The sequence below is a fragment of the Campylobacter sp. MIT 21-1684 genome (assembly GCF_026241315.1).
GTDB lineage: Bacteria > Campylobacterota > Campylobacteria > Campylobacterales > Campylobacteraceae > Campylobacter_D.
On record NZ_JAPHNA010000003.1, the window covers coordinates 103,516 to 129,214 of the forward strand.

A 25,699-nucleotide genomic window follows, 5' to 3' on the forward strand; every position below is an offset into this window, starting at 1 on the left:
TTATAATAAAAAATAATTACATTTAATATTAAAATAAGCATATATTTTAATAAAATAAAATTATAGATATAAAAATTTAAAAACGCATTCTCAATATGACTTTCTTCCTTTCAATGTTTTTTTCTTTTTGATTTTAAAATATTGCTTTTTTATTTTATTTTTTTTCTTTTGTTTTTCAAGCGATGATTTGAGTATCAAAAAAGAAAGTTTAATGGCTTATTGTTTAATAATTAACTATTAAGCTTAATTGCGATTATTTCATACTTGAAAACAATTCAAACAGAGAATACAAAAAGTTGAATCAAATACAATCACTGCCATTATTAAAAAACTGAACTAAAAAGCACAAATTGTGCTTTTTAATGCAAGGCTTTGTTAAGCTTTATGATTTTTTTATTACAACTTACTATCATCGCACCGCTTATGGAATCTTGTCTAAAATGCAAACCATTTAAACCTTGAAGTTCTTTAGCTTTATAGATTTCTTTGTCGAAACGAAAATGCGGATTCATTTTTTCAAGATTGTGAGCGTCTTGAACAAGAAATTTTGTTCCCTCAAGGACAGCAATACCAGCATCAACTATGCAATTATCGCCCAAAGGAATTCCTGTAACAGAATTTGCCCCAAGCAAACACGATTTACCAACACTAATAGCATTTCCGCTTGTTCCACTCAAAACACCTAAAATAGAAGCTCCTCCTCCTATGTCACTTCCTTCGCCTACCACAGCACTTGAACTAATGCGACCCTCAACCATACAAGCACCTGTTGTACCTGCATTAAAATTCACATAACTTGCCCCGGGCATTATTGTTGTACCTGCTGCTAAAACCGCTCCCATACGTACTTTAGAGCTTTCAAGAATGCGAGTATTGTCTTCAGGTATAATGTGGGCTAAAAAACGTGGAAATTTATCGACAAAATCGATTTTTGGATATTGATTACTCATTTTAAGACGCATTTCATTGGCTCGTAAGAATTCAAGCTCTATTGGTTTGTCATCGCTCCAAGCGACATTGCTTAAAAGTCCAAAAGCTCCATTTAAATTGAGACTTCGTAAAGGTGCTTTTTTACTTGAAAGTAGGTATAATTTCAAATAGATTGTTTCGACACTCAAAGGTTCTTTGTCTTCAAACAAACATACAAAAGCGAATTCATCGTCTTTAAATTTTTCTTTAATAATTTTGAGCATATCGATATTTTTATGTCCTTCTTCATTGAGAAAAGGACAAAAACACGAAAGAGCAAATTCTATATCTTCAAGTTTTAAGCATTGAGTAAATTCGCTTTTGCTAAAATCAATTTCAATTCCTCTTTGCATAAAAGCCTCAAGCATAATCGCAGCCGAACCATAATTTTGCTCATAATTGACAAAAGCAAAAGAGGCTTGGAGAATTTTATTTTTATGAATTTGACCTCTATCAAGCCTTGCTATACCAAAGGCTTTGGGCTTTTTATAACCCTTTTTTTGTTCTATTTGTTTCACAAAAAGTACAAATTCTTCTTTTGTTGTTATCATTTTTTTCCTTATTTTGTAAAAATTTATTCAGAGCAAGCACTTTTACCATTCATTACAGGTTGAATAGCAGCATTATCACCTTTGCCATTTTTTTCCATAAAATCCCAAAGTTTCTCTGCTGCACTCATATATCTCTTAGCACTTACACTTTCGGGTTGGTAAAAACTCACAGGTTTTCCCTCATCACCACCTTGTCGCACAGACATTTCAAGCGGAATTTGAGCAAGGACTTCACTGTTATATTTTTCAGCCATACCCAAAGCCGTACCTTTTCCAAAAATCTCATATTCTTTGCCATTATCAGGGCATAAAAATCCACTCATATTTTCAATGATTCCAGCTAAAGGAATGTGGAGTTTTTCAAACATATCCAAAGCCCTTGTGCTATCATCTAAAGAAACAAGTTGTGGGGTACTAACACAAACTCCTGCGCTAATAGGAATACTTTGAGCTGAAGTGATTTGTGCATCGCCTGTTCCGGGTGGCATATCTAAAAACAAAACATCAAGTTCTGGCCAAATCACATCACTTAAAAGCTGTTCCACAGCTTTCATCACCATAGCTCCTCGCCACATCAAACCCTGACCTTGTTCAATCAACACTCCCATACTCATCATAAAAATTCCGTGCGTTAAAAGAGGTTTTAGTCTTTGTCCTACAACTTCAGGTTGGCTTTGTGTTTCTGCAAGCATCCTTGGAATATTTGGTCCATAAATGTCAGCATCTAAAAGCCCTACTTTTTTTCCCATTTTTGCCATAGAAATAGCTAAATTGACAGCACTTGTGCTTTTTCCAACCCCTCCTTTGCCGCTTGAAATCATAACAAAGTATTTAATTTGTGGAAGCATATTTTTTCCGCTCTTTGAATTGCTCCTCTCTTCTGGAATGTGTGGAGTTTTAATAGCAAGTTCAAAGGCTAAAGGATGCAAAACTTCATTGATAGTGCTTCGAAGTTGTTGCACCACTTCTTGATTTGATGAAGGTATTTCAAGCTCGATGAAAGCTTTGTTATTTTTTATTTGTATATCTTTTACAAAATGAAAGCTTACAATATCTTTTTCAAAACCCGGATATTTTACACTTTGTAGCTTTTGTAGAATTTGTTCTTTCATACAATTTTCCTTTCAAAAGAAATAATTCTACTAACAAAAATATAAAATTTAGCTTTTTAAGTGTATAATATGGTAACACATTATAATTAAACATAGAGGTATAATGGCAGATATAAGCTTAATTATGTTAGCAGCTGGGGACTCGACTCGTTTTAATACCGAAGTTAAAAAACAATTTATCCGTCTTGGTAATGACCCGCTTTGGCTTTATGCAACAAAACGATTGGGTTCTTTTTATCCTTTTAAAAAAATCATTGTTACTTCAAGTAATGTTGATTATATGAAACGTTTTTGCAAAAGCTATGAAATTATTCAAGGTGGCACTAGCCGTTCTGATTCTCTAAAAAAAGCTTTGGAATTTGTCGAAAGCGAATTTGTAATGGTGAGTGATGTAGCACGAGTATTAGTCAGTAAAAATGTTGTTACGCGTTTAATAAAAAATCTTGACAAGGCTGATTGCATTACTCCTGTGCTGAAAATCGCTGACACAACTCTTTTTGAGGATAGGGCACTGCAAAGAGAAAGAATCAAACTCATTCAAACTCCTCAAATTTCACGTAGCTCTTTGCTTAAAAAAGCTTTAAAACAAAAACAAGAATTTACAGATGATAGCACAGCCATAGCCTCTGTTAATGGTAAAATATGGTTTGTTCAAGGCGATGAAAATGCAAGAAAGATTACTTTTAAAGAAGACTTGCATAAACTCCCTTTACAAGCTCCAAGCGCTGAAATTTTTTGCGGCAATGGTTTTGATGTGCACGAATTTGGAGTAAAAAGACCTTTGCTCTTAGGCGGAATTGAAATACATCCCACTCAAGGAGTAAAGGCGCACAGCGATGGAGATGTACTCGCTCATTCTTTAACAGATGCACTCCTAGGAGCAGCTTCTTTGGGAGACATAGGAGAGCATTTTCCGGATAACAAAGCGGAATTAAAAAATGCTGACTCTATGTCTTTGCTTGCACAAAGTTATACGAAAATCAAAGAATATGGCTTTGAACTTGTCAATGCTGATATTTGTGTTATAACTCAAGAACCTCGCTTAAAAGAATTCAAAAAGCTCATCATAGAAAAAATTGCTGCAACACTTCAAGTCGATGAATTTCGAATCAATGTCAAAGCTACTACAACAGAAAAATTAGGATTTATAGGTAGAAAAGAAGGTATAGCGGTGTTAAGTTCTGTAAATTTAAAATATTTTGATTGGACACGGTTATGAAAGTTTTAATTATAGAAAATGAAATTTATTTAGCTCAAAGCATTAGTATTAAACTTAGCGATGTTGGTTATACCTGTGAGATTGTTAGCTCTATTGATGAACTTCATACGGATAAACATTATGATATAATCCTGCTTTCAACTAATACAAGTAATTTTTTAAAAGCTGTACAACAATTTAGATATAGCATAGTTATCTTGCTCATCTCATACATAAGTACTGATACAGTTTCAAATCCGCTCAAACTTGGAGCAAGTGATTACATACAAAAACCTTTTATGATAGAAGAATTGATACGAAAAATCAAGCACTATCAAAACTACCAAAAACTAAGTATTCTCAATAAAGCTTATGAAAATTACATCAAATCAAAACTCAAAGCCATTGCTGTTCCTGAATGCAATTTTAAAAAACTCAAACTCCCTTTGGTGTTAAAATCAAACAAACAAAACTCAGCTGATGCCTTTGTTTTTGCCTATGTTGAAGAATGCGATGTAACGCTTTCTTATATTGATCTTTCATCAAGCAATGCAGTTGAAAAAGTACTTAAACTTCCAAATCACAATGGTGTCTTATTTTTAAGTAATTTTCAAATTTTGAAAAATGGTGAAAAAGAAAAAATTAAAGAATACATTGCTAATAAAAACGTCCTTATACATACAAGTACAAACAATGAATTAGATTTTCAATGCATTAATCTCAACGATAATGAAAAAAATATAAACAGCAATGAAATTCTCACTATAGATGAATATGTCAAATTTGTCATCTTAACTTATCAAAACATCTTTCCCGACACTGATCTTTCAAAAAAACTCGGTATTTCTCGTAAATCTTTATGGGAAAAAAGGAAAAAATATGAAATCAGCAAGAAAAAATAAAAGCTTAACAATAGATAAAAACGAATTTGGAATACTTTCGCTGATTAAAGAAGGTTTGCTTAGTTCTTGTACGCATTTAATGACTCAAAAAGAAAGCGAAGAAGTACTTAAAACAGGAAAATTCAACAAAGAAAACCTCCCTTATCCTTTAAGCTTTGCTCCAAAAATCAAAGAAGAAACACTAAAAGAATTGCGTGCTGGGAGCAGGTGTGAGCTTGTTTTAGACGATGTAAAAGTTGGTCATATACAGCTAGGAAGTAAATTTAAAAACAATCATAATTTTTCAACTATTTTTAGCCCAAATGTTTGTTCAATAGAAAATAAAAGTGGAATTTGTTTGAGTGGAGAAATTGAAATTTATGATTGTGAAATAAAAAAACTCAAAGAGGATTTTCATAGAACAAAAAAGAATTTAAATGCAAAGAAAATCACTGCCTTGGTTTCAAGCTTTGATCCTCTGCACAGAGCACACGAGAGGATATTTCGTTGGACTATTGATAAAGCTGATTTAGTTGTAGTATTTTTAGTGGAATCTTTTAACACAAATGGTTTTGATTTTGAGCTTAAACAGAAATATCTTAAAAGATTCATTCAAAGCTATTTACCGCCTGATAGAATTTTTGTTTTTCCTTTAAAACATATTGATATTTTCCACGCCCACCTTAATCCTGCACTTGAAAGCATACTTGCAAAAAATCTTGGTTGTACAAAACTTGTTGTTGGGCAACTTCATACCGGACTTGGAATGTTCTATGATGAAAACCAACCAAAAACTATACTTGATGAGTACTCTAAAAATTATGGCATAGAAGTCATTGTTCTTCCTGAATTTGTTTTCTGTAATGAATGCAGAATGATAGTGAGTACCAAATCCTGCCCTCACGGTTCGCACCATCATATGCATTATAGAAGTGATTCTTTAAAAGATTTATTGCGAGCAGGTATTATTCCTCCGGCCGTTTTTGTGCGTAAAGAAGTCTCAAGTATGATTTTAGCTTCACTTTTTCCAAACCGCTTCCGCAATATGCAAAAAATCTACAACAATCTTTTCCCAACAGAAGGCATTTTAGAATACAAAAAAGACGAAGAATTTTATCAAAAACTTTTAGAAATTCACCAAATGTCTTATATGGTCTAAAACATCTCTAAGGATTAGTATGCAAAAACTTTTTTTAACCTTTTTTTATTCAGGTTCTTTTAAGAAAGCACCCGGTACTTGTGGTACAATAGCGGCTTTAATTCCTGCTTTTTTTATACTCAAATACTTAAGCACAAGCACTTTATTTTTATTGAGCGTTTTGATCTTTGTTGTTAGCATTCGTATTATCGATGAATATGAAAGCAGGGCAAAGATCCACGATGATAAACATATAGTCATTGATGAAGTTGCTGGCGTTTTTTTCGCTCTCTCTCTTGCTAGTAGTGGGGCAAATACTGTCGGGTGTTTTTTTCTTGCCTTCTTTTTTTTCCGATTTTTTGACATTACAAAACCTTCTATCATAGGCACTGTTGATAAAAGAGTTAAAGGTGGTTTAGGAGTAATGCTTGATGATATGCTAGCTGGACTTTTTGCTGGACTTTTAAGCCTCGTGTTGTATGGATTCTTATCAAAATTTGGGCTTGTAATGTGGGATATAAACTTGAATGATTTATTTTAAAATTCTGCTTAAATTAATTGAATTTTAATTTTATTCCTATATAATCTTAGCTTACAATTTTATAAAGGAAAAAAGAATGGCGAATCACAAATCTGCTGAAAAAAGAGCAAGACAAACAATAAAAAAGACTCAAAGAAACAGATTTTATAGAACACGATTAAAAAACATTACCAAAGCAGTTTATGAAGCAGTGGCAAGCGGTGATAAAACAACTGCAAACGAAGCCTTTAAAACAGCCAATAAAAGCATACATTCTATGGTGGGACGCGGTTTTTTAAAAAAACAAACAGCAGCGCGTCGCGTTAGTCGTTTAGCACTTTTAGTCAATAAAATTGCTAATTAAATGCTAGCTGCAAAACTTCAACCTTTTCTTAAACACTATGAAGAACTCAATACTTTTCTTAACGATGAGAATGTTATCAATGATGTTGCTAAAATAACTGCACTCTCTAAAGAACAAAAAAATTTAGAACCCCTTATCCTCAAAGCAAGAGATTATCTTCAAACCTTAGAGCATATTGAACAAAACAAAGATTTAATGCACGATAGCGAACTTGGAGAGCTTGCAAAGGAAGAGCTTAAGAATTTAGAAGAAAGAAGAATACAACTTGAAGAAGAAATTAAAATCTTACTTGTACCAAAAGATCCCAATGATGAAAAAAATATCTTCCTTGAAATCCGTGCTGGAACAGGGGGAGATGAAGCTTCACTCTTTGTTGGGGATTTAGTTAAAGCTTACGCAAGATATGCACAGAATTTGGGATATAAATTTGAGATTGTAAGCTCAAGCGAAGGCGGTGCTGGAGGTTTTAAAGAGATTATCATACTCATACAAGGAGAAAGAGCATATTCAAAACTCAAATTTGAAGGTGGTACACACAGGGTACAACGCGTACCTCAAACAGAATCTCAAGGCAGAATCCATACTTCAGCTATCACAGTCGCTGTTATGCCTGAACTTGATGATTCAGAGATACAAATTAATCCAAATGATTTAAAAATCGATGTGATGCGTTCAAGCGGACACGGTGGTCAAAGCGTGAATACAACAGATTCCGCGGTTAGAATTACTCATATTCCAACAGGTTTAGTTGTAGTCAATCAAGATGGCAAATCTCAACATAAAAATAAAGAAAGTGCTATGAAAGTGCTTAAAGCAAGACTTTATGATATGCAAGAGAGTGAGCGTTTAGAGAAAGAAAGTCAAACAAGAAAGATGCAAGTTGGTAGTGGCGATAGAAGTGAGCGGATTCGCACTTATAATTTTCCACAAAATCGTATAAGCGAACATCGAATCAATCTCACTCTTTATAGACTTGAAGCCATTATGCAGGATGGACTCTTTGATGAAATAATAGAACCTTTAACCGCCCACTATCGAGCTTTAGCTCTAAGTGAACAAAACTAGGTTTTGTGTGGCATTTTAGCTCCCACTTGCGTTATTTCACCTGTATTGCTTATATCGAAAGCTTGTCCAAAACCCTTCACAAAACGACCTTTTCCAAATTCGAAACGTATAAGGTGAAAATCAAGCATAGCTCGTATAGTTTTTATACCGTTTGCACCGCCTGTCTGCCTCTCAAATTCATCGAAAACTTGATCGAATAGTTTGCCCCTTTCAACAAAACTTGCCTTGACTCTATAACGAAGTCTTTTTCTTAAAATTGGAGAAACAGCTTTACTTTCATCTTCTAAGAACATTGCTTCTATATTTTCAGGGTAATTTTTAATGGCAGCAAAATGCTCACTCACTTCACTAATATAAATAAAATCTCCAAACTCACTACGTACAAAAGGAGCATAAGAGCATATCACTTGTGAATGTGTATTGATAGTAGCTAAACACACAGAATGAAAACTCATAATAAAGTCGTTTATCTCTTTTTGTAGATCTGAAAAATTGTGCTCTGCTTTTGCATCCATACATAGCTGTATGATTGTTTGTTTTATTGTATTTTCATCAGCTTTATTTGGGAATGGTATATGTAACTTTTCTTTCATATTATACACTATATCTAAACCCTCGAAATCAACATTTTCAAGGAAAACGTCTTTGATTTCTTTTTGTTTGCCAAATTTTCTGCACAAATCGATTAAATTTGAAGTATGATGCTCATTCATATGAGAGAGAATGTCGGCGAAATTCATTTTTTCTCCTTTGTTTTGATGAAAAATTCCATTAAAAATGGTATTAGTTATCATATCAAACTCTTCTTAATAAAAGAATTATTTTCTATTTATTCAGGTTTATTTAAAATAAATTTCACTATATTTTTTATAATTTAATGATATTTATTATCGTTTTTAAGGAGTGGAATTTTGAAAACAAAAAATTGTTTTGTAAGCTTGTGTATAGGCACTGCTTTATTCAACACCACAGCAAACGCCCAAGACGATTATGCACTAGATAAAGTTGTCATTACCGCAAATGGTTTTGAGCAAAACGTTGATTCAAGGCTAAGAAATGTTATGGTTATACAAGGAAAAGAACTTGAAAAATACTCATTTTCATCTCTTGAGTAGGCTTTAGAAAGAATAGCGAATCTTTCCTTGGTTGATTTTGGACTTGGAAAAAATGTAGATTTAAGAGGACAAGGTCAAAAAGCAAATGTTTCAGTAAAAATAATGATTGATGGAAAAACTCTCAATATGCTCGATAATGCTCACGGAGTAACACCGCTTGAGAGCATTGAACTTGAAAACCTCGAACGTATAGAAATAATCCCCGGTGGTGGGGCTGTGCTTTATGGAAATGGGACTCGCGGAGGTGTGATTAACATTATCACAAAAAACAAAAAAAATAATTCTTTTTCTTTTGCCCTTAAGAGTACAGGCTATGAAAATGGGAATCTTGGAGTTTTCTTCAATACACAGGCAAGTAAAAAAATCTCTGATTCTTTTAGTCTGCAAACAAGTTTTAGCACTTTCAATCAAAACGGCTCTCAAGAAGATTCAAATGAAAAAGGTTTTTCTTTTGCTTCAAAAGCTTTTATTGAGCAAAATGAAAATCAAAATCTCACTTTCGCTTATAGTTATTTTGAAAACACACATAAAGATACCGGTTATCTTACAAGGGCACAAATTCAAAGCAATCCATATCAAAAAGGATCAAGTGATATTATTGCCAGAACAAATACACCTGTTGTGAATTTTGATTTTCTACAAATGTTTGGGGATAATTTACAAGTAAATATTTCAAGTCTTTACAGAAGACAAAATGTCTTTTATAAAAAAAATCTCTCACCTGTTACAATGAGAGGAATGACGCTTAATGTCGATCGAGGAGGAAGTAATTTTGAAGACACTCTAGGAGAGCTTCATATCAAAAGCAAATACAGTTACAATAGTAATTCTTTTTTTATTTTTGGCTATGATGCAAACCAACACAATGCAAGAAATATTTCTTTGCTTTCTTACGCTATTCCAAATATACTATCGCATAGAATGACATCTTCAACAAATATAAAAAAACAAAGCCATTCGTTATTTGTGCTTGGTTCGCATCAATTTTTTGAAAATTTTTTCTTAAGTGGTGGGCTAAGATATGAATATGCAAAATACAAATCCGCACGTTCCTCACTTTTTGATACAGGCAGAGCAAACCCATCACCTGTGTCTTTCACAATGAATCCAGAAAGACATCAAAATTATGCTTTTGAAATCACTCCTCAAGTACAATACTCAAATACAGGTTCTTTATACGCAAAATTCGAACACGGTTTTATTTCTCCAACACCTTCTCAACTTGTCTCTCGCGACTCTTCGGGCTATTTTCCTTCAAATATTAAATCTGAAACTTATGATACTTTTGAAATAGGCATTAATGATTTTTTATGGGATTTTTATACTTTAAATGCAAATATTTTCTATACTCAAAGCAAGGATGAAATTCAAAATATTATGAGTTCGCATTTTACAGGAGCGGCTTGGAGATACTATAATATAGACAAAACTCGTCGTTATGGAGCAGAATTTTCCCTCTCGCAAAGTTTTTTTTACGACACGCTTCTTCTAAAACAAAACCTTAATTTTATCGAAGCAAAAATCACTCAAGGACTCAATAAAGGCCACAAAATCCCTTATGTTCCTAAAGTAAAACTTAGTGCAGGCGCAGAATACACTTTTAGTAAAGAATTATTAGCTTTTATAAATTGTACCTATTCTTCTAGGAAAAAAGATGGCGGTATTGTTCAAACCAATGCACAAGCAGATCCTAATTCAACGAAAATAACTCAAATGGAATGGATGAAAGAATATTTTATTACTGATATAGGAGGAGTTTATACCAAAAACAATTTAAGTATTCAAGCAGGAATTCGTAACTTATTTAATAAAACAATATTTCAATATCAAGGGTATAATATCATAGAAAATGGTGGAGAAAAACTTTATGGAGTTGGACAAGGAAGAAATTACTATGTAGAATTTAAATATGCTTTCTAAACATAATTAAAGTACTTTTTACTCATTTTTCGTCTCAATAAAATTTAAAAGCCAATGTTGCATTGAATAGAAAATTATAATGGAAAATGTATGCTCTATAAATCTAGCTTTAAAAACTTTTACGAAGAATTTTTTTTATCAACATAATGAATTGAAACAATACTATTAACTAAGGCTTTACTTAAAAAGTCTAAATTCTTTTTTAGATAAAAAACCTTTTAGTTTAAATAAAGAATATTTGGTATTTATCTTGTAAAAATTATTTACAATAATCCTATTAAAGGAAGAAAATGAAAAAAATATTTTTGTTATGTTGTTTATTTTTCACACTTGGCTTTTCAAAACAAAGACTTGTAGTACTTGACCCTGCAAGTATAGAAACGCTTTATATGCTAGGAGCAGAAAAAGAGATTGTAGGCATTGCTCCTTTACAACATACAGATATTTACCCAAAAGAAGAAACTTCAAAACTTCCAAATATAGGAAATGCTTCTCATGTTTCTTTAGAAGAAATTTTAAACCTTAAACCTACTTTAGTAATTTTAAATAAATATTACTTGAATTTAGAAGATACACTAAAAGTTTTAGGTATTAAAACTCTTTATATGCAAACACAAAAATTAGACGATATGAAAACAAACATTAAGATACTAGCAAAAATTGTAAATAAAGAAAAAGAAGGCAAAAAACTTATAGAAGATTTTGAAGCAAAGCTAGAATCTTTGCGTCTTTATCCTTTCAATCAAACTGGAATATATCTTTACTCAGGTAATCCTTTAATGGGTTTTAGCGACAATTCTCTAATAGGAGATATCTTAAAACTTATAGGTATAAAAAATCTTGTTTCAAAAAATAAACTACAAAGATGTGTCATTCTACCTCAAAAGGTCTTAGAGAAAGATCCAGAAATTATAATCTTTGGAACAGGAATCAATAAGGACGAATTATTGGAAGATAATCCTCTTCTCAAAAAGACAAAAGCGCACAAAAATGGACAAATATATTTCAATCCAAACAGTTCCATTTTATTACGTCTAAGCCCTAAAATTGTAGAAAGAATTGAGGAATTCAAAGAAAATTTACGTACAGGCAAATTCTAACTCAAAGAAAGAATTTCCGCCTTACCATCTATAACGGCAAAACAATGTTCATAATGGGCACTATTTAGCCCATCAACACTTCCCGCATCCCATTTACCTTGATAATGCTTAGGTGTACCATCTTTTTGGCATATCATAGGTTCTACACAAAAAACCATACCATTTTTGATTTTCGGACCGCTTGTTGCCTTAACTCCTTTCTCAAGATAATTAGGAATTTCAGGCTCTGTGTGAGGACTTTGTCCTATACCGTGACCACAATAACCGCGTAGAGGAACAAAACCTCGAGAAGTGATAAATTCTCCCAAAGCTAAAGACAATTCTTTAAATCGCATTCCTTCTTTAATAAGTCCAGCAGCATAATACAATGTATCCTTAGCGCAAGCTATAAGTTCTTCATCTTTTTTTGAAATTTCACCTATGGCTATGGTTCTTGCCGCATCACCATAGTACCCATCTAAAAAAGTCCCAACATCAAGACCTAAAATATCTCCTTCTTTTAAAATTTTTTCATCAGGAATTCCGTGAATACAAACTTCATTGAGTGAAGTACAAATAGCCCCGCTAAATCCATACAAACCTTTGAAAGAAGGTTTAGCTCCACAAGAAAGGATAAATTCCTCCGCCATTGCGTCAATTTCCTTTAAACTCATTCCTATTCTGATATTTTGTTCCAAAAAGTCCAAAGTACGTGCTACTATATTATTTGCTTTTCGCAACTTGTCTATTTGTGCTGGTTTTTTTATATCAATCATCTCTATTCCTCATCATAACAAAGCCAAATTTTGGCTGTATTTTTCAAAGCATTTAAATCACTTGTTGCATAAAAATGTAATTTTGCTTTGTGTTTAAGGCTTTTTAATTTCTTATGCTTTTTCAAAAATTTGACGATAGCATCGCCTGAATGAATCAATTGTGTCTTTTTACCAAAATATTCCTGTAAAGCTTTTGAAAGAAAAGGGAAATGGGTGCAGGCTAAAATTACCACGTCCGGCACGGTAATCGTTTTAAAATAGTATTTAAAAGCACTCTGAAGGAATTCACCCTCAAAAATTCCCTCTTCTACCATTGGTACAAAAAGCCCTGTTGCAAGGGCTTTAACATTCGTAAAACCTTGTTTTGCGAGTCGAATTTGATATTCTTTAGAACGAATAGTTGCCTTTGTACCTATGATAAGAATTTCTTTCTCTTTTTCTTTTAAATTTGCCTTTGTGGCCTCAACACCAGCATCTATAACTCCATAAACGGGATATTCAGCCTTAGCTCTCAAAGCCTCTAAAGCATAGGCACTTGCTGTATTGCAAGCAACAATAAGCATATCAATTTTAAAAGGGGTAAAAAATTCTAAAGCTTCAAGACAAAATTTAATGATAGTTTGTTTATCTTTTACTCCATAAGGCACTCTAGCTGTATCTCCATAATAAATTACTTCATCAAAAAGTTTTGCTTCATAAAGTGTCCTTAAAACGCTTAAGCCTCCAACACCACTATCAAAAACTCCCACTCTCATATCAATTCTTTAAAACAAATCTTCTTGCACCTAAATATCTTGTTTTCCAATATGAATTTTCAAGACTAACCTCTCTTACTCCACCTTTTACAGAAAGATGAATAAACTTATTTTCACTTGTGTAAATGCCGACGTGGAGTCCATTGGGACCCCTGCCTGTTTTAAAAAATACCAAATCTCCACTTTGTAACTGTGATTTTGAAATTTTCAAACCAGAATGAAGTTGCGCAACAGTGGTACGTGGAATAGAAATTTTAAAAGAATATAAAGCATTTTGAGTAAAAGCAGAACAATCGGCTCCTTTTTTTGTCATTCCACCTAAAACATAAGGAGTTTTGCTCCACTCTTTTGCCATCTTCTTTAATTTTTCTTCTACCTCTAAAGATTTCAAAGAAATATTATAAGAAGTATTTTGATACAAAGCACAAGCACTAAAAAAAAGTACAATAGTGCTAAGCAAAAATATTTTCATCATTATGATAGTTTTGCAAAAAATCGCAGATAAATAAAACCAAAAATCCCAGAACAAAGTGAAGCTATAAGTATAGAAAGATTATCAACATAATCAAAAATATCACTTACCTCATAAGCAAGTCCATCAATAAACAAACTCATAGTAAAACCTATACCTGTAAGTATGCAAATTCCATATAACTGCTTTAAATTTGCGCCTTGAGGAAGTTCTGCAAATTTCAATTTTATAGCAAGATAAGAAAATAAAAATACTCCTAACTGTTTTCCTAGAAAAAGCCCTAAGAAAATTCCTATACTTACACCAGAAAAAATATCTTTTATATCAATGTTTGATAAATTTACTCCAGCATTTGCAAAAGCAAAAAGTGGCAAGATAACAAAAGAAAGCCAAAATCTGAGACTTTCATAAATATTTTCTAAAAATTCTTCACCATTTTTTGTATTCATAGGAATAAAAAATGCTGTAATAATTCCAGCTAAAGTCGCGTGTACCCCGCTCTTGAGTACGCTCACCCAAAGTATAATAGAACAAATAAAATAAAAAGAAGCACGGGTAATGTGAAAAAGATTGAGAATTAACATAGCTATAATGGCAATACCGCTGATAATAAAAGCAAAAATAGAAAGTTCTGTGGTATAAAAAATCGCAATAATTAAAATAGCTCCCACATCATCAAAAATAGCTAAAGATAAGAGAAAAATCTTTAAACTGCTTGGAATGTGCTTTCCACACATCATTAAAATTGATAAGGCAAAAGCTGTATCTGTGGCTGTTGGAATTGCCCAACCTTTTAAGATATAAGTATTTCCAAGATTCACAAGAACAAAGAACAAAGCCGGTACTAAAATACCACCTAAAGCAGCACAAAGAGGGAGGACAATGTTTCGTGGATTCTTTAACTCACCATGGATAAATTCTTTCTTCAATTCAAGCCCTATAGCAAAGAAAAAAACAGAAATGAGTCCATCATTTATCCAAAGTAAAAGAGGTTTGTTTAGTTCAAATTCCCCTATACTGAAACCTGCCCTAAGATTTAAAAATTCACCATATATACCACTTAAAGAACCATTTTGTATAAACAAAGCAAGAAAAGTACAAAGTATCAGCAGAATTCCGCCAAAAGCTTCATTAAGCACTAAAGTTTTTATTCTTATTAAGGCATTGTTCATCGCACAATCTTAAGATAAATATAACCTAAAATAGCACTTAAAAAACTTGCAATTAAAATAGCAAGTTTGTCTGCATATTCAAAAACATTACTATTTTGATAAGCAAGTCCATCAATAAACAAACTCATAGTAAAACCTATACCTGTAAGTATGCAAATTCCATAAAATTGGTTATACTTCACACTTTGAGGCAGACTTGCAAGTTTCAATTGTATAGCTATATAACAGAAGAAAAAAACTCCAAGCTGTTTTCCTAAAAATAATCCAAGAATAATACCAAGACTTACAGGAGAAAGGACAGCAGAAAAGTCCATACCTCTTACATCTATACCAGCATTTGCAAAAGCAAAAAGCGGCAAGATAAAATAAATAACCCAAGGATTGAGATCTTTATAAACTTCGTGTAAATAAGGCTTTTTGTTTTTTTTATCTAAAGGAATAAATAAAGCGATAATTACTCCGGCTAAAGTTGCATGTACTCCACTTTTTAACATAGCTATCCAAAGTACGACTCCAACTAAAACATATAAAGAAAGGTGGGTAACATGAAAATAATTAAGAAAAAACAAAATAACAATACAAAAAAGACAAAGAAAGAGTGCAAAAGTTGAAAGTTCGCTTGTATAAAACAAAGCAATGATTATTATTGCACCCAAATCATCAAAAATTGCAAGAGAGAGTAAAAAAAGTTTTAAACTTGTTGGAATTTTATTACCTAAAAGCATCAAAATTCCAACGGCAAAAGCAATGTCAGTGGCTGTTGGTATTGCCCAGCCTTTCATTGCAAAATCGTGATTACAATTAATAGCAACAAAAAACAAAGCTGGTACAATCATTCCACCTAAAGCTCCAAATATAGGCAAAGAAACGGCACGAATGTTTTGAAGCTGCCCACGTACAATCTCATATTTAAGCTCAAGCCCGATACAGAGAAAAAAAATAGCAATCAAACCATCATTGATCCATAAATCAAGAGGCTTAGAAATTTGAAAATCATCAAAGCCGACTGTAAAAGTAGCTTGGAGAAAATCGGTATAAATCACACTTAAAGAAGAATTCTTGCAAAATAAAGCAAAGAAAGTGAAAAACACAAGTAAAATACCCGGGAAAGTCTCACTTAAAACAATTTTCTTTATAGTATGCATCGTTTCTCCTAAAATAATTTAATGTATTCTTTAATGGAAGTAGTAATAAACAATATAAAATTATATCGAAAAAATACTAAATAAATAATTAGAAGCTTTTGTTTTAGAAAAATAGGGCAAAAACTGCCCCATTGTAAGATATTTAGGCATAAATATCTAATAAACCATTAGAACTCGTTGTCTGTTGGTTTTGAGTATTCTCTTGCATACCCTCAATGAGCTTTGCTGCTAATTGCTCATTCGTGTCTATTGATTTTTTCAAGACCGAAGTATTTACTGACGTAAAAAGATTAGCAATATTCAAATCCATAAGATCCTCCTTGATTGTAATTTTGAGATATTCTTATATCGGTTATATTTATAAAAACTTGAACTTAATTGATAAAAAATTCCTCTATGCTCTTTCGCATCGATATTTCATCATTAATACTATTAACCAAAATTCTAAAATTACAAGAATCTCGAAGTCCTTTAGAATACTCATACAAATGTTTTTTAAAAATATTTATACCTTGAGTATTGTAGTGCTTTATCATCTCTTCAAAATGAGTAAGGACAATCTCTTTTTTCAAAGCATTATCTACGCTTTTTCCATATTTTATTTCATAAAAAATCCAAGGTTTTCCTATACTTGCTCGACCTATCATCAAACCATCGCAAGCGGTAGTTTCATAGACTTTTTTTGCATTAGAAGAATCAATATCTCCATTTGCAATAACGGGAATTGTAACACTTGCCTTAGCTTGTGCTATGGAATCATAATCAGCCTTTCCGCTATAAAGCTGTTTTCGTGTACGTCCGTGAATGCTGATAAAATCAACTCCAAGTTCTTCGCAAATTTTTGCCATTTTTTCCGGATATTTTTCATTAAAACCGAGTCTGAATTTAACACTCGTAAGCTTCTTTCTTGTGGCATCTTTAATTGTTCCAACAAGACTTTTAAAAAGTTCTAAATCCTTAAGTAAAGCACTTCCTGCACATTGCTTTATGACTTTATTTACAGGACAACCACAATTAAAATCTATCCCATCAACAAAATCCATATCATTAAGCATTTGCACTGCTTTTTTCAGCACCTGTTTTTGACCACCTGCTATTTGCACGATATAAGGATTTTCAAGTTCTGCTTTTTTCAACATATGCAGAGTTTTTGAACTTTGAAAAACCAAAGCATTGGAGCTTATCATTTCACTTATCGTAACATCGACACCAAATTTTTTAACAAGATTACGAAAAGGTAAGTCTGAAAAACCTGCCATAGGAGCAAGAAAAAGAGGTTTTTTGCTAAAATCTATCATTGAATAAAAGAAACAAGATCTACTGCAATATTTTTCTCACGAAGCACCAAAAAAGCTTTAAAATCGTTAAATTCTTTCTCATCGCTACGAATTTGTTCTCTTAATTCATCTAAAAGCCCAAATTCGCTTAAAAGATACAAATATGCCCGTAAAGCTTCACTGTTTTGCTCTTTTATCTTCTTAAAAATCCCTAAAAGAGCATCAGGTTGTAATGCCTTTACACTCATTTTTGCCACGCTAAGATACTGTTCTTGATTGAAATTTGAATGGGCTAAAAGTACTTCATATTCTGCTTCACTCAATTTTAAATCACCATTTTGAAATCGTTTAAATAAAGAAAGCACTTGGTATGCCTTTTTAGGTACTTTATTGTTTTTAATCTGTTCATAGCTACCTTTTTTAAGCAAATTTTCAAAGGCAAGTTCTTCGTATTCATCTTTCAACTCATAACAATTTTTAACTTTAGCATAAGCATAATTTATGTCATTATTAATACGATTTTTTTCATTTTGCAATAAAAGTACATTATTGTGCTCAAGTTTTAATTTACTAAGATTAACATACTCTCCTCTTTTCACTCCGTCTATAAGATCTAATATTTCATTAGTTTTAGGAAATTCTGGATTCTTCTGATGATTTTTAAGCATTTTAACAAGTTCTTCAACAGAACGAAATTCTTTAGTACTAAAATTGCTTTTAGGTTCTTTCTCTAAAAGCAAATCAATAATCAAATTTTCAAATTTTGCAGCATCTTTGAAAAAATGCTTAAATTTTAAAGAGCGTAAAAAACCATAAAAACTCATATGCAATAAAGAAAAAAAGAAAAAAAGCACAAGAGGTATAATAAACCACACTGCCACAGGAAGGTGCAAAGAAAAATTAGCTATACTAAGAGTGTATTCTCCCAAATCAAGATAAAAAACAAAAGCAGCAATAATAGCTATATAAATGAAACTTGCTAAACTAAACAATCTCGTTTTCATAAATTCTCCTTTTCTATATTTTGACGACATACTATGCAGTACTTTGCGTGAGGCTTTACATTGAGTCGTTTTATAGGAATTTCTTCATCACACGATTCGCAAATCCCGTAAGTTCCATTTTTAATCTTTTGTAAAGATTCTTCTATATCATACAATTCTTGCTTTAAATTTGCACTAATAGCTAAATCAATTTGCGAACCTGTTTCTATGACAGAAAAATCAACGCTATCGCTAGGAACGCTATTGTGTAAAGCTTCTATTTCTTTAGAATTACTTTGCAAATTCTCAGCTATACTTTGCTTTCTTTTTTCCAAAAAATCCTTAAAGATTTGCATCTCACTATTTTTCATTTTTCTATCCTATTTATGATACGGGTGATTGCTTTTGATACAAAAAGCACGATAAATCTGCTCCAATAAAAGAATTTTTACAAAATGATGTGCTAAGGTCAATTTGCTAAGACTTAATGAAAAATTAAAACTTTGACAAAATTCTTCTCTCAAACCATAAGCTCCGCCTATGAAAAAACGTAGTTCATTTTTATTTTCGATAAAATCGGCAAATTCTTTACTATCAAAAGCTTTTCCTTTCTCATCTAAAACCACGCAGAAACCTTTTTTGTGTGGCGTAAAAACCTCTTCATAGCTTTTTTTGGCTGCAAGAGCATTGCGATTTTGTGCATTAGCAATCTTGCGATCAAAAAGATTGTGTTCTTTTAAAGTAGCAAAAAAAGAAATATATTTTCTATATTTTTCAGCCAACGACTCAAATTCTTTGTGTTTTTGTATAGAAAAAATATGAATTTGCATTATTTTCCACTGAAAAATTGTAAAGCATCACTAAGGTATTTTTTCATTTGAGATCTTTCAACAAGAGCATCTATAAGACCGTGTTCAAGCAAAAATTCGGCTTTTTGAAAACCTTGTGGCAAATCAGAACCTATAGTTTGCTTAATCACTCTTGCACCGGCAAAACCAATCAAAGCACCAGGTTCGGCAATGATTAAATCCCCTAACCAAGCAAAAGAAGCTGAAACTCCACCCATAGTAGGATCGGTTAAAACACTTATATAAGGGAGTCTTTCTTTACTTAATAGCTTTAAAGCAGCACTTGTTTTGCTCATTTGCATCAAAGAATAAGTACTTTCTTGCATTCTTGCTCCTCCGCTTGCAGAAACAATAATAAGCGGTGTTTTAGTACTGATAGCCCTTTGTATAGCACGTACTATCTTTTCACCTTCAACAGAACCAAGCGAACCACCCATAAAAGAAAAGTCAAAAACTACAAGCTGTGTTTTTAGTCCATTTATAGTACATTCACCGCTTGTTATGGCAGATTTTCTTCCTGTTTTATGTTCAGCTTCACTCAATCTTTTTTTATAAGATTTGCTATCGACAAATTTAAGCGGGTCCGTAGCTTCTAGTTTCATATCAAACTCCACAAAAGAATTCTCATCACTAAGCAAGTGAATTCTTTCAACAGAGGAAATCCTCATATGATAAGAACATTTTGGACACACATTCGCATAAGATTCCATTTCTTTATAATACATCAAAGCGTGGCAATTCTGACATTTCACCCAATGATTTGGCATTTCTTTTGGACTAGGCTGCTTTTTTCGTATCTTTGAAAAAATATCTGTAAAATTCATCTTCGTATCTTTGAAAAATTGTTTTAAAAACGTGTCCCAAGAGTAAATTCAAAAACATTGGTATCATCATTTTTTTTCTCATTAAGCGGTTTAGCAAAAACTAATTGCAAAGGTCCTATCGGAGTAATCCATTCTATACCAAGTCCTGTACTCATTCTTTGAATTTCGTCTATTTTTTTTTGCCCTATACTACCATAATCAAAAAAAACAGCACCTCGAAGTTTAATCCTGTCAATAAGTGGAAAACTTAGCTCCACAGAATTCGCAAATGCTATTGTTCCACCAATTTCATCTCCATATATATTTTTTGGGCTTACAGTACGATTTTCAAAACCTCGAATTGAACGAATCCCGCCCAAATAAATCCTCTCATTAATAGGGATATAACCTGTATCCCACACTTTATAGAAACTTGCTTTATAGCGATAAATTAAATCCCAACCTATATAATCCTCTAAACCTTGATAAAAATTAAATCTTGAGCTTGAAGAGAGGAATTTCTCATCGCCACCAAGTCCTGCAATTTCAATTCCTGTAGAAGCAATAATTCCAGAACGAGGCAAGTAATAATCATCTGTATTATTAAAACTTATTGTAGGCGTGATTGAACTCTTAAGACTTTCCCCTAAGATATAGCCTGTTCTTAAAAGAGTTGGACTAAGTTTGTAAATCTTACTTTGTTCTAAATTATAAGTAAGACTTGCGCTAAAATACCGTGCAAATTGACGCCCTAAAGTAATATCAAAACCATAATTTTTTTCTGAATAATTATCCCATTCATAGTCACTTGAATAGAGTGTACCTCCGAGGCTGTATTTGGAATCTAAAACGCGAGGATTCACAAGACTGATCCTCCCTGAAAGCGTTTGCTGACTCCTATCAACATTGATAGAACTTCGGATACCTGAACCAAAAATGTTGCTATCTGTTAAAGAGGCATTCAAAAGCAAGCCATCGCTTGAACCATATCCAATTCCTCCAGAGATAGTCCCCGTAGAAGCTTCTTTAAGCTCAACAATCAAATCTATGTGCGTATCATCAACCTTTTCTTCCTTGATATTTACCTCATCAAAATAAGAAGTTCTCCTTAGAGCATTTTTTGATTCTATGAGATTGCTACGATTATAAAGATTGCCTTCTGTGATAAAAAGCTCACGACGCACTACTCTATCGACAGTACGAGAATTCCCTGAAATAATAATATTTCTTATATAGACTTTTTCATTTGGAATAACTTTAAAATCAACATTTGCTTCTTGTGTTTGGTCATTTTTTTCAATATCCGGAAAAACTTGCACAAAGGCATAGCCCAAATCAACACTTTGAATTTCTATCAAAGCAACATCTTTTCTTATGTCTTCTATATTTATCGTTTTGCCAATTTTAGAACGCAATTTTTTAAGAGTTTTTGCATTTTCTTCATCACTAAAAAGAGGATTTTCTAAACTGATATTTTTGATTTTGTAAGGTTTTCCTTCTTGGATAAAATAAGTCAAATGAGCATTATAGCTGTCAGTATAAGTTTTAAGATATGGTGGAGAAACTCGTACATCTAAATAACCTTTTTTCATATATTCATCTGCAATTCTTGAGCTGTCATTACTAAGTTCAAAAATTTTCAATTTTCCATCATTTCTTCCCCATAGCCACCCCATAAACTCTCTCTCTTTATTACTTAGTACAGGTTCTACTTTGGAGTATGAAAGTTTTGTGTTTCCACTAAAATATACTTTATCAATGACAATATTCTCTCCACGATTAACTATAAATTCAAGCTCCAAACCTTCAGTGTTTTCAAGAGTTTTTTTCTTTACTTCTACCACAGTGTCAAAATAGCTTCTTGCTTCATAGTATGCCTTAATTCTTTCACTCGCTTCTTTAATACTTGCCTCACTAAATAAAGCCCCTTTTTTAATCCCTATAATACTTTCGATTTGCTTTCTATCGTTTGAAGCAATACCTGTTATGGTAATCTTAACAATACTTGGTTTTTCAGTTATGATAAAATGGAGAACACCATTATTTTCTTCCACCGAGATATTTTCAAAATAATTCTGTTTATAAAGTTCAATAAGAGCAGTATTAACTTTAGCAGAACTAATTTCTTCTCCAATCTTAAGCCCTGTGAGATTTACAGCGCTTGTTGTTGAAAGTTGTTTTAATCCACTAAATTGAATTTCTTTAAGAGGTATTGCACTAGCACCAATAGCAAAAAAAGTACAAATACTAACAATCTTTCTCATCTTCATATTTACCTAAAATTTTTATTAAAAAGGCTGTATAATAACACAAAAAATTTAATCGAAATTGAAAGGCAAATTTTTATGAAAATAGCGATTATAGGGCTTGGACTTATGGGAGGTTCTTTGGGACTAGCTTTAAAAGAAAATAAACTTATTTCTGGGGTATATGGAATGGATTTAAACAAAGAGAATGAAAAAGAAGCTCTGCGTTTAGGACTGATACACGAGTGTATTGCTTTTAAAGATCTTAATTTTTGCGATATGATTTTTTTAGCCACACCTGTGGATGCCATCGTAACACTTTTACAAAACCTTCAAAATATCCCAAATCATATTACTCTTATAGAACTTGGAAGCACAAAAAGAAAAATTATAGAAAATCTGCCTAGCAATTTGCAACAACAGACTCTTTTTGCCCATCCTATGACAGGAACAGAAAATAGTGGTCCTAAAGCAGCTTTTAAAGAATTGTATCAAAATGCGGTTTGCATACTTTGTGATAGTGAAACTGCTGATGATATTCACCAAAAAAGAGCTGTTGAAATTTTTTCACATTTAGGAATGAAAATTGTCTTTATGGACAGTTTTGCACACGACCATCATACAGCTATTATTTCGCATTTACCTCACGTTATTAGCTTTTCCTTGGCAAATTATGTAATGAAAGAAGAAGATAAACGCAATATCACTCATCTTGGCGGTCCTTCATTTAAAGGAATGTGCAGAATAGCTAAATCAAGCCCTTTAATGTGGAGTAGTATTTTCGAACAAAATAGAGACAATCTGCTACATTCTATTGAATCTTTTCAAAAAGAACTTGAGTATTGCAAAAAAATGATAAAAGAAAATAAAAAAAATGAATTACAAATTTGGATGAGTAAGGCAAACACACTTCGAGAAATTCTTTAAAAATTTACTTTTTATTCATTAATTTGCAGTAGCATTTTTAGCAAAATCTTGCAAGGAAAAACTGTGTTTTCAAAAAAAAAAAAAAAACGGATTCTCCTATTTTTAGACAAAAAGCTATGATAAAAAATAAATTGTTTCGTTTCTTTATTTTTCTTATTGTCTTAGTATTACTTTCAGTTTTTCTCAATTCTCAATTTGCTTTCTTTAAAAGAACTGCTCCGCAAATTCTTGTCTCTGACACAATTTATACCAATTTAAAAACACCTCTTATTGTTAGGGTTAAAGATAATTCCTCGCCCATTAAAAATGTTAAAATAACCTTAAGAAAAGACAATGATAACACCTCAATTGTACTTGCTGATGAAAAGAATATCGATAAAACAGACATTAATCTACAAATTACTTTGCCAAAACTCGCATATCAAGAAAAAACAAAATTCTATATCCTAGATATTCAAGCAAACAATTCAAACCTTTTTAATTTTTTAATGCCAAATACAGCTAAAAAACAGATGGTAGTTGTCATTGATGAAGTCTCTCCAGCTGTAAAAATTCTTAGCTCCTCGTATCAAATTGAAAAAGGCGGTGCTGCAAGCGTTGTTTTCCAAGCAAACGATGAGAATTTAGATAAGGTTTTCATACAAACTAATACAGGAAAAATTTTTAAAGTTCAGCCTTTTATTAAAGAGGGATATTACGCCGCTTTAGTTGCTTGGAATGTTAAAGATGAAAATTTTAATGCTTCTATTATAGCACAAGATAAGGCTGGTAATATTTCAAAACAAGCCTTAAAATATTTTCTTTTAAATCGCAATTATCGTGTTTCTACGATCAATCTTACCGATACTTTTTTAAATGGCAAAATAAAAACATTAAGCAAACAGTATGATCAAAATGACAGCAATTTTACACATTTTGAAAATTTTAAATTTGTCAATGAAACCTTAAGACTTGCTAATGAAGAACTTATTTATAAAATCACCTCTCAAATAGATGAAGAGAAAATAGAAAATTTCGATTTAAACCTTTTCCTACCTCTTAAAAACTCCCAAAAAGTAGCCGATTTTGCTGATCATAGATTCTATTCGTATAATGGACAAGCGGTAAGCAGTTCTTATCATATGGGCATTGATTTAGCAAGCACAGCAAAAGCTCCTATCATTAGCAATAATAAAGCTAAAGTTGTATTTGCAGAAGAAAATGGAATTTATGGTTTAAGTGCTATACTCTATCACGGCTTTGGCATTTATACTCTTTATTCACACTGTTCATCTTTGAATGTAAGTCAAGGCGATAAAATAGAAGCACAAAGTGTGATAGCAAAAACAGGAGTAAGCGGTCTTGCTTTAGGCGATCATTTACATTTTGGTGTTTTAATACAAGGTATAGAAACAAGGCCTGAACAATGGCAAGACAGAAAATGGATAGAAAATTCAATTACAAAAGTTCTGGATAAAGGCAAAAAAATTATTTTAAATGAGGATAAATGAAACAAACAACTATAGCAAAACCTGTTAAGGGTGTAGGAATAGGACTGCATAAAGGCGAACCTATAGAAATAACTTTAGAACCACTAGAAGCAAACAGCGGTATAGTTTTTTTTAGAAGCGACCTCAATCTAAGCTATAAAGCTGAACCTTGCAATGTTATTAATACAAAAATGGCAACTGTTATTGGAGACAATAAAGCTTATATCTCTACTATAGAACATTTAATGAGTGCTATTAATGCGTATGGAATTGATAATATTCGCATTGTATTAAATGCAAATGAAGCACCTGTAATGGATGGCAGTAGTATTAGTTTTTGTATGATGCTTGATGAAGCTGGAATAATGGAACTTGAAGCAGCAAAAAAAATTATGGTAATTACAAAAGCTGTAGAAGTAAGAGATGGACAGAAATTTGTCCGCTTAAACCCAAGTAAAGAGCCAAAAATTAACTATACAATAAAATTTGACAATCCTATCATAGGGACTCAAAACTATTGTTTTGAATTTAGCAAAAAAAATTATATTGAAAACATAGCTCGTGCTAGGACTTTTGGTTTTTTAAAAGATGTGCAAGCTTTAAGAGCGATGAATTTAGGACTTGGTGGAAGTCTTGAAAACACAGTTGTTGTTGATGATAACCGTATATTAAATCCGGAAGGTTTGCGATTTAAAGATGAATTTGTGCGTCATAAAATTTTAGATGCTATAGGAGATTTAACCTTATTGGGATACCGAATTTATGGAGATTATATCTCTTACGCTGGAAGCCATCATCTTAATCATTTGCTTACAAAAGAAGTATTAAAAAATACAGATTCTTATGAAGTATTAAGTTTAGATAAAAGTTACCATACAGATTATACAAAGGTTTTTGCATAAAAACTTCTCTTT

General features: G+C 32.1%; 27 protein-coding genes. 12 read left to right on the forward strand and 15 right to left on the reverse strand.

All coding sequences use genetic code 11. From position 1 onward, the window contains the following. Window positions 1-359 precede the first annotated feature (359 nt). Window positions 360-1,520 (reverse strand): tetrahydrodipicolinate N-succinyltransferase N-terminal domain-containing protein, encoded by a 1,161-nt coding sequence (locus OQH62_RS02195; RefSeq protein WP_266013199.1) that lies wholly within the window; start codon window positions 1,518-1,520, stop codon window positions 360-362. A gap of 23 nt (window positions 1,521-1,543) precedes the next feature. Next, entirely contained in the window at window positions 1,544-2,632 is a 1,089-nt protein-coding gene (locus tag OQH62_RS02200) for an Mrp/NBP35 family ATP-binding protein (protein ID WP_266013202.1), read from the reverse strand. A 103-nt stretch (window positions 2,633-2,735) separates the two neighbouring features. Here OQH62_RS02200 and OQH62_RS02205 point away from each other — a divergent pair, with 103 nt between their 5' ends. The 6 genes from OQH62_RS02205 to prfA all read left to right on the forward strand — a co-directional run bounded on the left by OQH62_RS02205 (window position 2,736) and on the right by prfA (window position 7,798). Beyond that, the gene (locus OQH62_RS02205) at window positions 2,736-3,851 is read left to right on the forward strand and encodes a bifunctional 2-C-methyl-D-erythritol 4-phosphate cytidylyltransferase/2-C-methyl-D-erythritol 2,4-cyclodiphosphate synthase (protein WP_266013204.1); all 1,116 of its coding nucleotides are present in this window, start codon (window positions 2,736-2,738) and stop codon (window positions 3,849-3,851) included. Then, window positions 3,848-4,732: a response regulator gene (locus OQH62_RS02210; RefSeq protein WP_266013206.1), complete on the forward strand. Its 885-nt coding sequence runs from the start codon at window positions 3,848-3,850 to the stop codon at window positions 4,730-4,732. The genes OQH62_RS02205 and OQH62_RS02210 overlap by 4 nt, the downstream gene beginning before the upstream one ends. Beyond that, window positions 4,710-5,870, forward strand: coding sequence for a sulfate adenylyltransferase (locus OQH62_RS02215; RefSeq protein ID WP_266013208.1), 1,161 nt, complete (start codon window positions 4,710-4,712; stop codon window positions 5,868-5,870). The genes OQH62_RS02210 and OQH62_RS02215 overlap by 23 nt, the downstream gene beginning before the upstream one ends. A gap of 19 nt (window positions 5,871-5,889) precedes the next feature. Beyond that, window positions 5,890-6,390 carry a phosphatidylglycerophosphatase A gene (locus tag OQH62_RS02220; protein WP_266013211.1) on the forward strand — a complete coding sequence of 167 codons (501 nt, stop codon included), beginning with the start codon at window positions 5,890-5,892 and terminating at the stop codon, window positions 6,388-6,390. A 76-nt stretch (window positions 6,391-6,466) separates the two neighbouring features. Beyond that, window positions 6,467-6,733 (forward strand): 30S ribosomal protein S20, encoded by a 267-nt coding sequence (rpsT, locus tag OQH62_RS02225; protein WP_266013213.1) that lies wholly within the window; start codon window positions 6,467-6,469, stop codon window positions 6,731-6,733. Further along, the gene (gene prfA / locus OQH62_RS02230) at window positions 6,734-7,798 is read left to right on the forward strand and encodes a peptide chain release factor 1 (RefSeq protein ID WP_266013215.1); all 1,065 of its coding nucleotides are present in this window, start codon (window positions 6,734-6,736) and stop codon (window positions 7,796-7,798) included. On the opposite strand, the gene OQH62_RS02235 is transcribed toward prfA, so the two are convergent. Next, window positions 7,795-8,538, reverse strand: a complete 744-nt coding sequence (locus tag OQH62_RS02235; RefSeq protein ID WP_266013217.1) for a HugZ family heme oxygenase — start codon at window positions 8,536-8,538, stop codon at window positions 7,795-7,797. The genes prfA and OQH62_RS02235 overlap by 4 nt on opposite strands. 171 nt (window positions 8,539-8,709) lie before the next feature. Here OQH62_RS02235 and OQH62_RS02240 point away from each other — a divergent pair, with 171 nt between their 5' ends. The 3 genes from OQH62_RS02240 to OQH62_RS02250 all read left to right on the forward strand — a co-directional run bounded on the left by OQH62_RS02240 (window position 8,710) and on the right by OQH62_RS02250 (window position 11,933). Further along, complete coding sequence (locus tag OQH62_RS02240) at window positions 8,710-8,913, forward strand: hypothetical protein (RefSeq protein WP_266013219.1); 204 nt, start codon at window positions 8,710-8,712, stop codon at window positions 8,911-8,913. A 27-nt stretch (window positions 8,914-8,940) separates the two neighbouring features. After that, complete coding sequence (locus OQH62_RS02245) at window positions 8,941-10,833, forward strand: TonB-dependent receptor (RefSeq protein ID WP_266013221.1); 1,893 nt, start codon at window positions 8,941-8,943, stop codon at window positions 10,831-10,833. A 290-nt stretch (window positions 10,834-11,123) separates the two neighbouring features. Beyond that, complete coding sequence (locus tag OQH62_RS02250; protein WP_266013223.1) at window positions 11,124-11,933, forward strand: ABC transporter substrate-binding protein; 810 nt, start codon at window positions 11,124-11,126, stop codon at window positions 11,931-11,933. Here OQH62_RS02250 and map read toward each other — a convergent pair. From map to bamA, 12 genes are all read right to left on the reverse strand, one after another. Continuing rightward, entirely contained in the window at window positions 11,930-12,688 is a 759-nt protein-coding gene (map, locus tag OQH62_RS02255; RefSeq protein ID WP_266013225.1) for a type I methionyl aminopeptidase, read from the reverse strand. The genes OQH62_RS02250 and map overlap by 4 nt on opposite strands. Window positions 12,689-12,690: 2 nt before the next feature. After that, window positions 12,691-13,443 carry a glutamate racemase gene (gene murI / locus OQH62_RS02260; protein ID WP_266013227.1) on the reverse strand — a complete coding sequence of 251 codons (753 nt, stop codon included), beginning with the start codon at window positions 13,441-13,443 and terminating at the stop codon, window positions 12,691-12,693. A gap of 1 nt (window position 13,444) precedes the next feature. Next, entirely contained in the window at window positions 13,445-13,918 is a 474-nt protein-coding gene (locus OQH62_RS02265) for a C40 family peptidase (RefSeq protein ID WP_266013230.1), read from the reverse strand. Further along, window positions 13,918-15,087 (reverse strand): Na+/H+ antiporter NhaA, encoded by a 1,170-nt coding sequence (nhaA, locus tag OQH62_RS02270; protein WP_266013232.1) that lies wholly within the window; start codon window positions 15,085-15,087, stop codon window positions 13,918-13,920. The genes OQH62_RS02265 and nhaA (OQH62_RS02270) overlap by 1 nt, the downstream gene beginning before the upstream one ends. Continuing rightward, the gene (nhaA, locus tag OQH62_RS02275) at window positions 15,084-16,232 is read right to left on the reverse strand and encodes a Na+/H+ antiporter NhaA (RefSeq protein WP_266013234.1); all 1,149 of its coding nucleotides are present in this window, start codon (window positions 16,230-16,232) and stop codon (window positions 15,084-15,086) included. The genes nhaA (OQH62_RS02270) and nhaA (OQH62_RS02275) overlap by 4 nt, the downstream gene beginning before the upstream one ends. Window positions 16,233-16,374: 142 nt before the next feature. Continuing rightward, on the reverse strand, window positions 16,375-16,542 hold the full coding sequence (locus OQH62_RS02280; RefSeq protein ID WP_266013236.1) for a YjfB family protein: 168 nt from the start codon (window positions 16,540-16,542) through the stop codon (window positions 16,375-16,377). Window positions 16,543-16,606: 64 nt separating this feature from the next. Next, window positions 16,607-17,530 carry a tRNA dihydrouridine synthase gene (locus tag OQH62_RS02285; RefSeq protein ID WP_266013238.1) on the reverse strand — a complete coding sequence of 308 codons (924 nt, stop codon included), beginning with the start codon at window positions 17,528-17,530 and terminating at the stop codon, window positions 16,607-16,609. Beyond that, on the reverse strand, window positions 17,527-18,513 hold the full coding sequence (locus OQH62_RS02290; protein ID WP_266013240.1) for a hypothetical protein: 987 nt from the start codon (window positions 18,511-18,513) through the stop codon (window positions 17,527-17,529). The genes OQH62_RS02285 and OQH62_RS02290 overlap by 4 nt, the downstream gene beginning before the upstream one ends. After that, window positions 18,510-18,863 (reverse strand): RNA polymerase-binding protein DksA, encoded by a 354-nt coding sequence (gene dksA, locus OQH62_RS02295; RefSeq protein WP_266013242.1) that lies wholly within the window; start codon window positions 18,861-18,863, stop codon window positions 18,510-18,512. Before dksA ends, OQH62_RS02290 begins: the two co-directional genes overlap by 4 nt. Before the next feature lie 9 nt (window positions 18,864-18,872). Then, window positions 18,873-19,322, reverse strand: coding sequence for a 23S rRNA (pseudouridine(1915)-N(3))-methyltransferase RlmH (locus tag OQH62_RS02300; protein WP_266013244.1), 450 nt, complete (start codon window positions 19,320-19,322; stop codon window positions 18,873-18,875). Next, window positions 19,322-20,164: an acetyl-CoA carboxylase, carboxyltransferase subunit beta gene (gene accD, locus OQH62_RS02305; protein ID WP_266013246.1), complete on the reverse strand. Its 843-nt coding sequence runs from the start codon at window positions 20,162-20,164 to the stop codon at window positions 19,322-19,324. Before accD ends, OQH62_RS02300 begins: the two co-directional genes overlap by 1 nt. Window positions 20,165-20,187: 23 nt before the next feature. Next, complete coding sequence (gene bamA, locus OQH62_RS02310; RefSeq protein ID WP_266013248.1) at window positions 20,188-22,407, reverse strand: outer membrane protein assembly factor BamA; 2,220 nt, start codon at window positions 22,405-22,407, stop codon at window positions 20,188-20,190. Window positions 22,408-22,488: 81 nt separating this feature from the next. Here bamA and OQH62_RS02315 point away from each other — a divergent pair, with 81 nt between their 5' ends. From OQH62_RS02315 to lpxC, 3 genes are all read left to right on the forward strand, one after another. Beyond that, a complete protein-coding gene (locus OQH62_RS02315) occupies window positions 22,489-23,316 on the forward strand; it encodes a prephenate dehydrogenase (RefSeq protein WP_266013250.1) in 828 nt (275 codons plus the stop codon). A gap of 116 nt (window positions 23,317-23,432) precedes the next feature. After that, window positions 23,433-24,806, forward strand: a complete 1,374-nt coding sequence (locus OQH62_RS02320) for a M23 family metallopeptidase (protein WP_266013253.1) — start codon at window positions 23,433-23,435, stop codon at window positions 24,804-24,806. Further along, complete coding sequence (lpxC, locus tag OQH62_RS02325) at window positions 24,803-25,687, forward strand: UDP-3-O-acyl-N-acetylglucosamine deacetylase (RefSeq protein WP_266013255.1); 885 nt, start codon at window positions 24,803-24,805, stop codon at window positions 25,685-25,687. The genes OQH62_RS02320 and lpxC overlap by 4 nt, the downstream gene beginning before the upstream one ends. The last annotated feature ends 12 nt before the right edge of the window (window positions 25,688-25,699 follow it).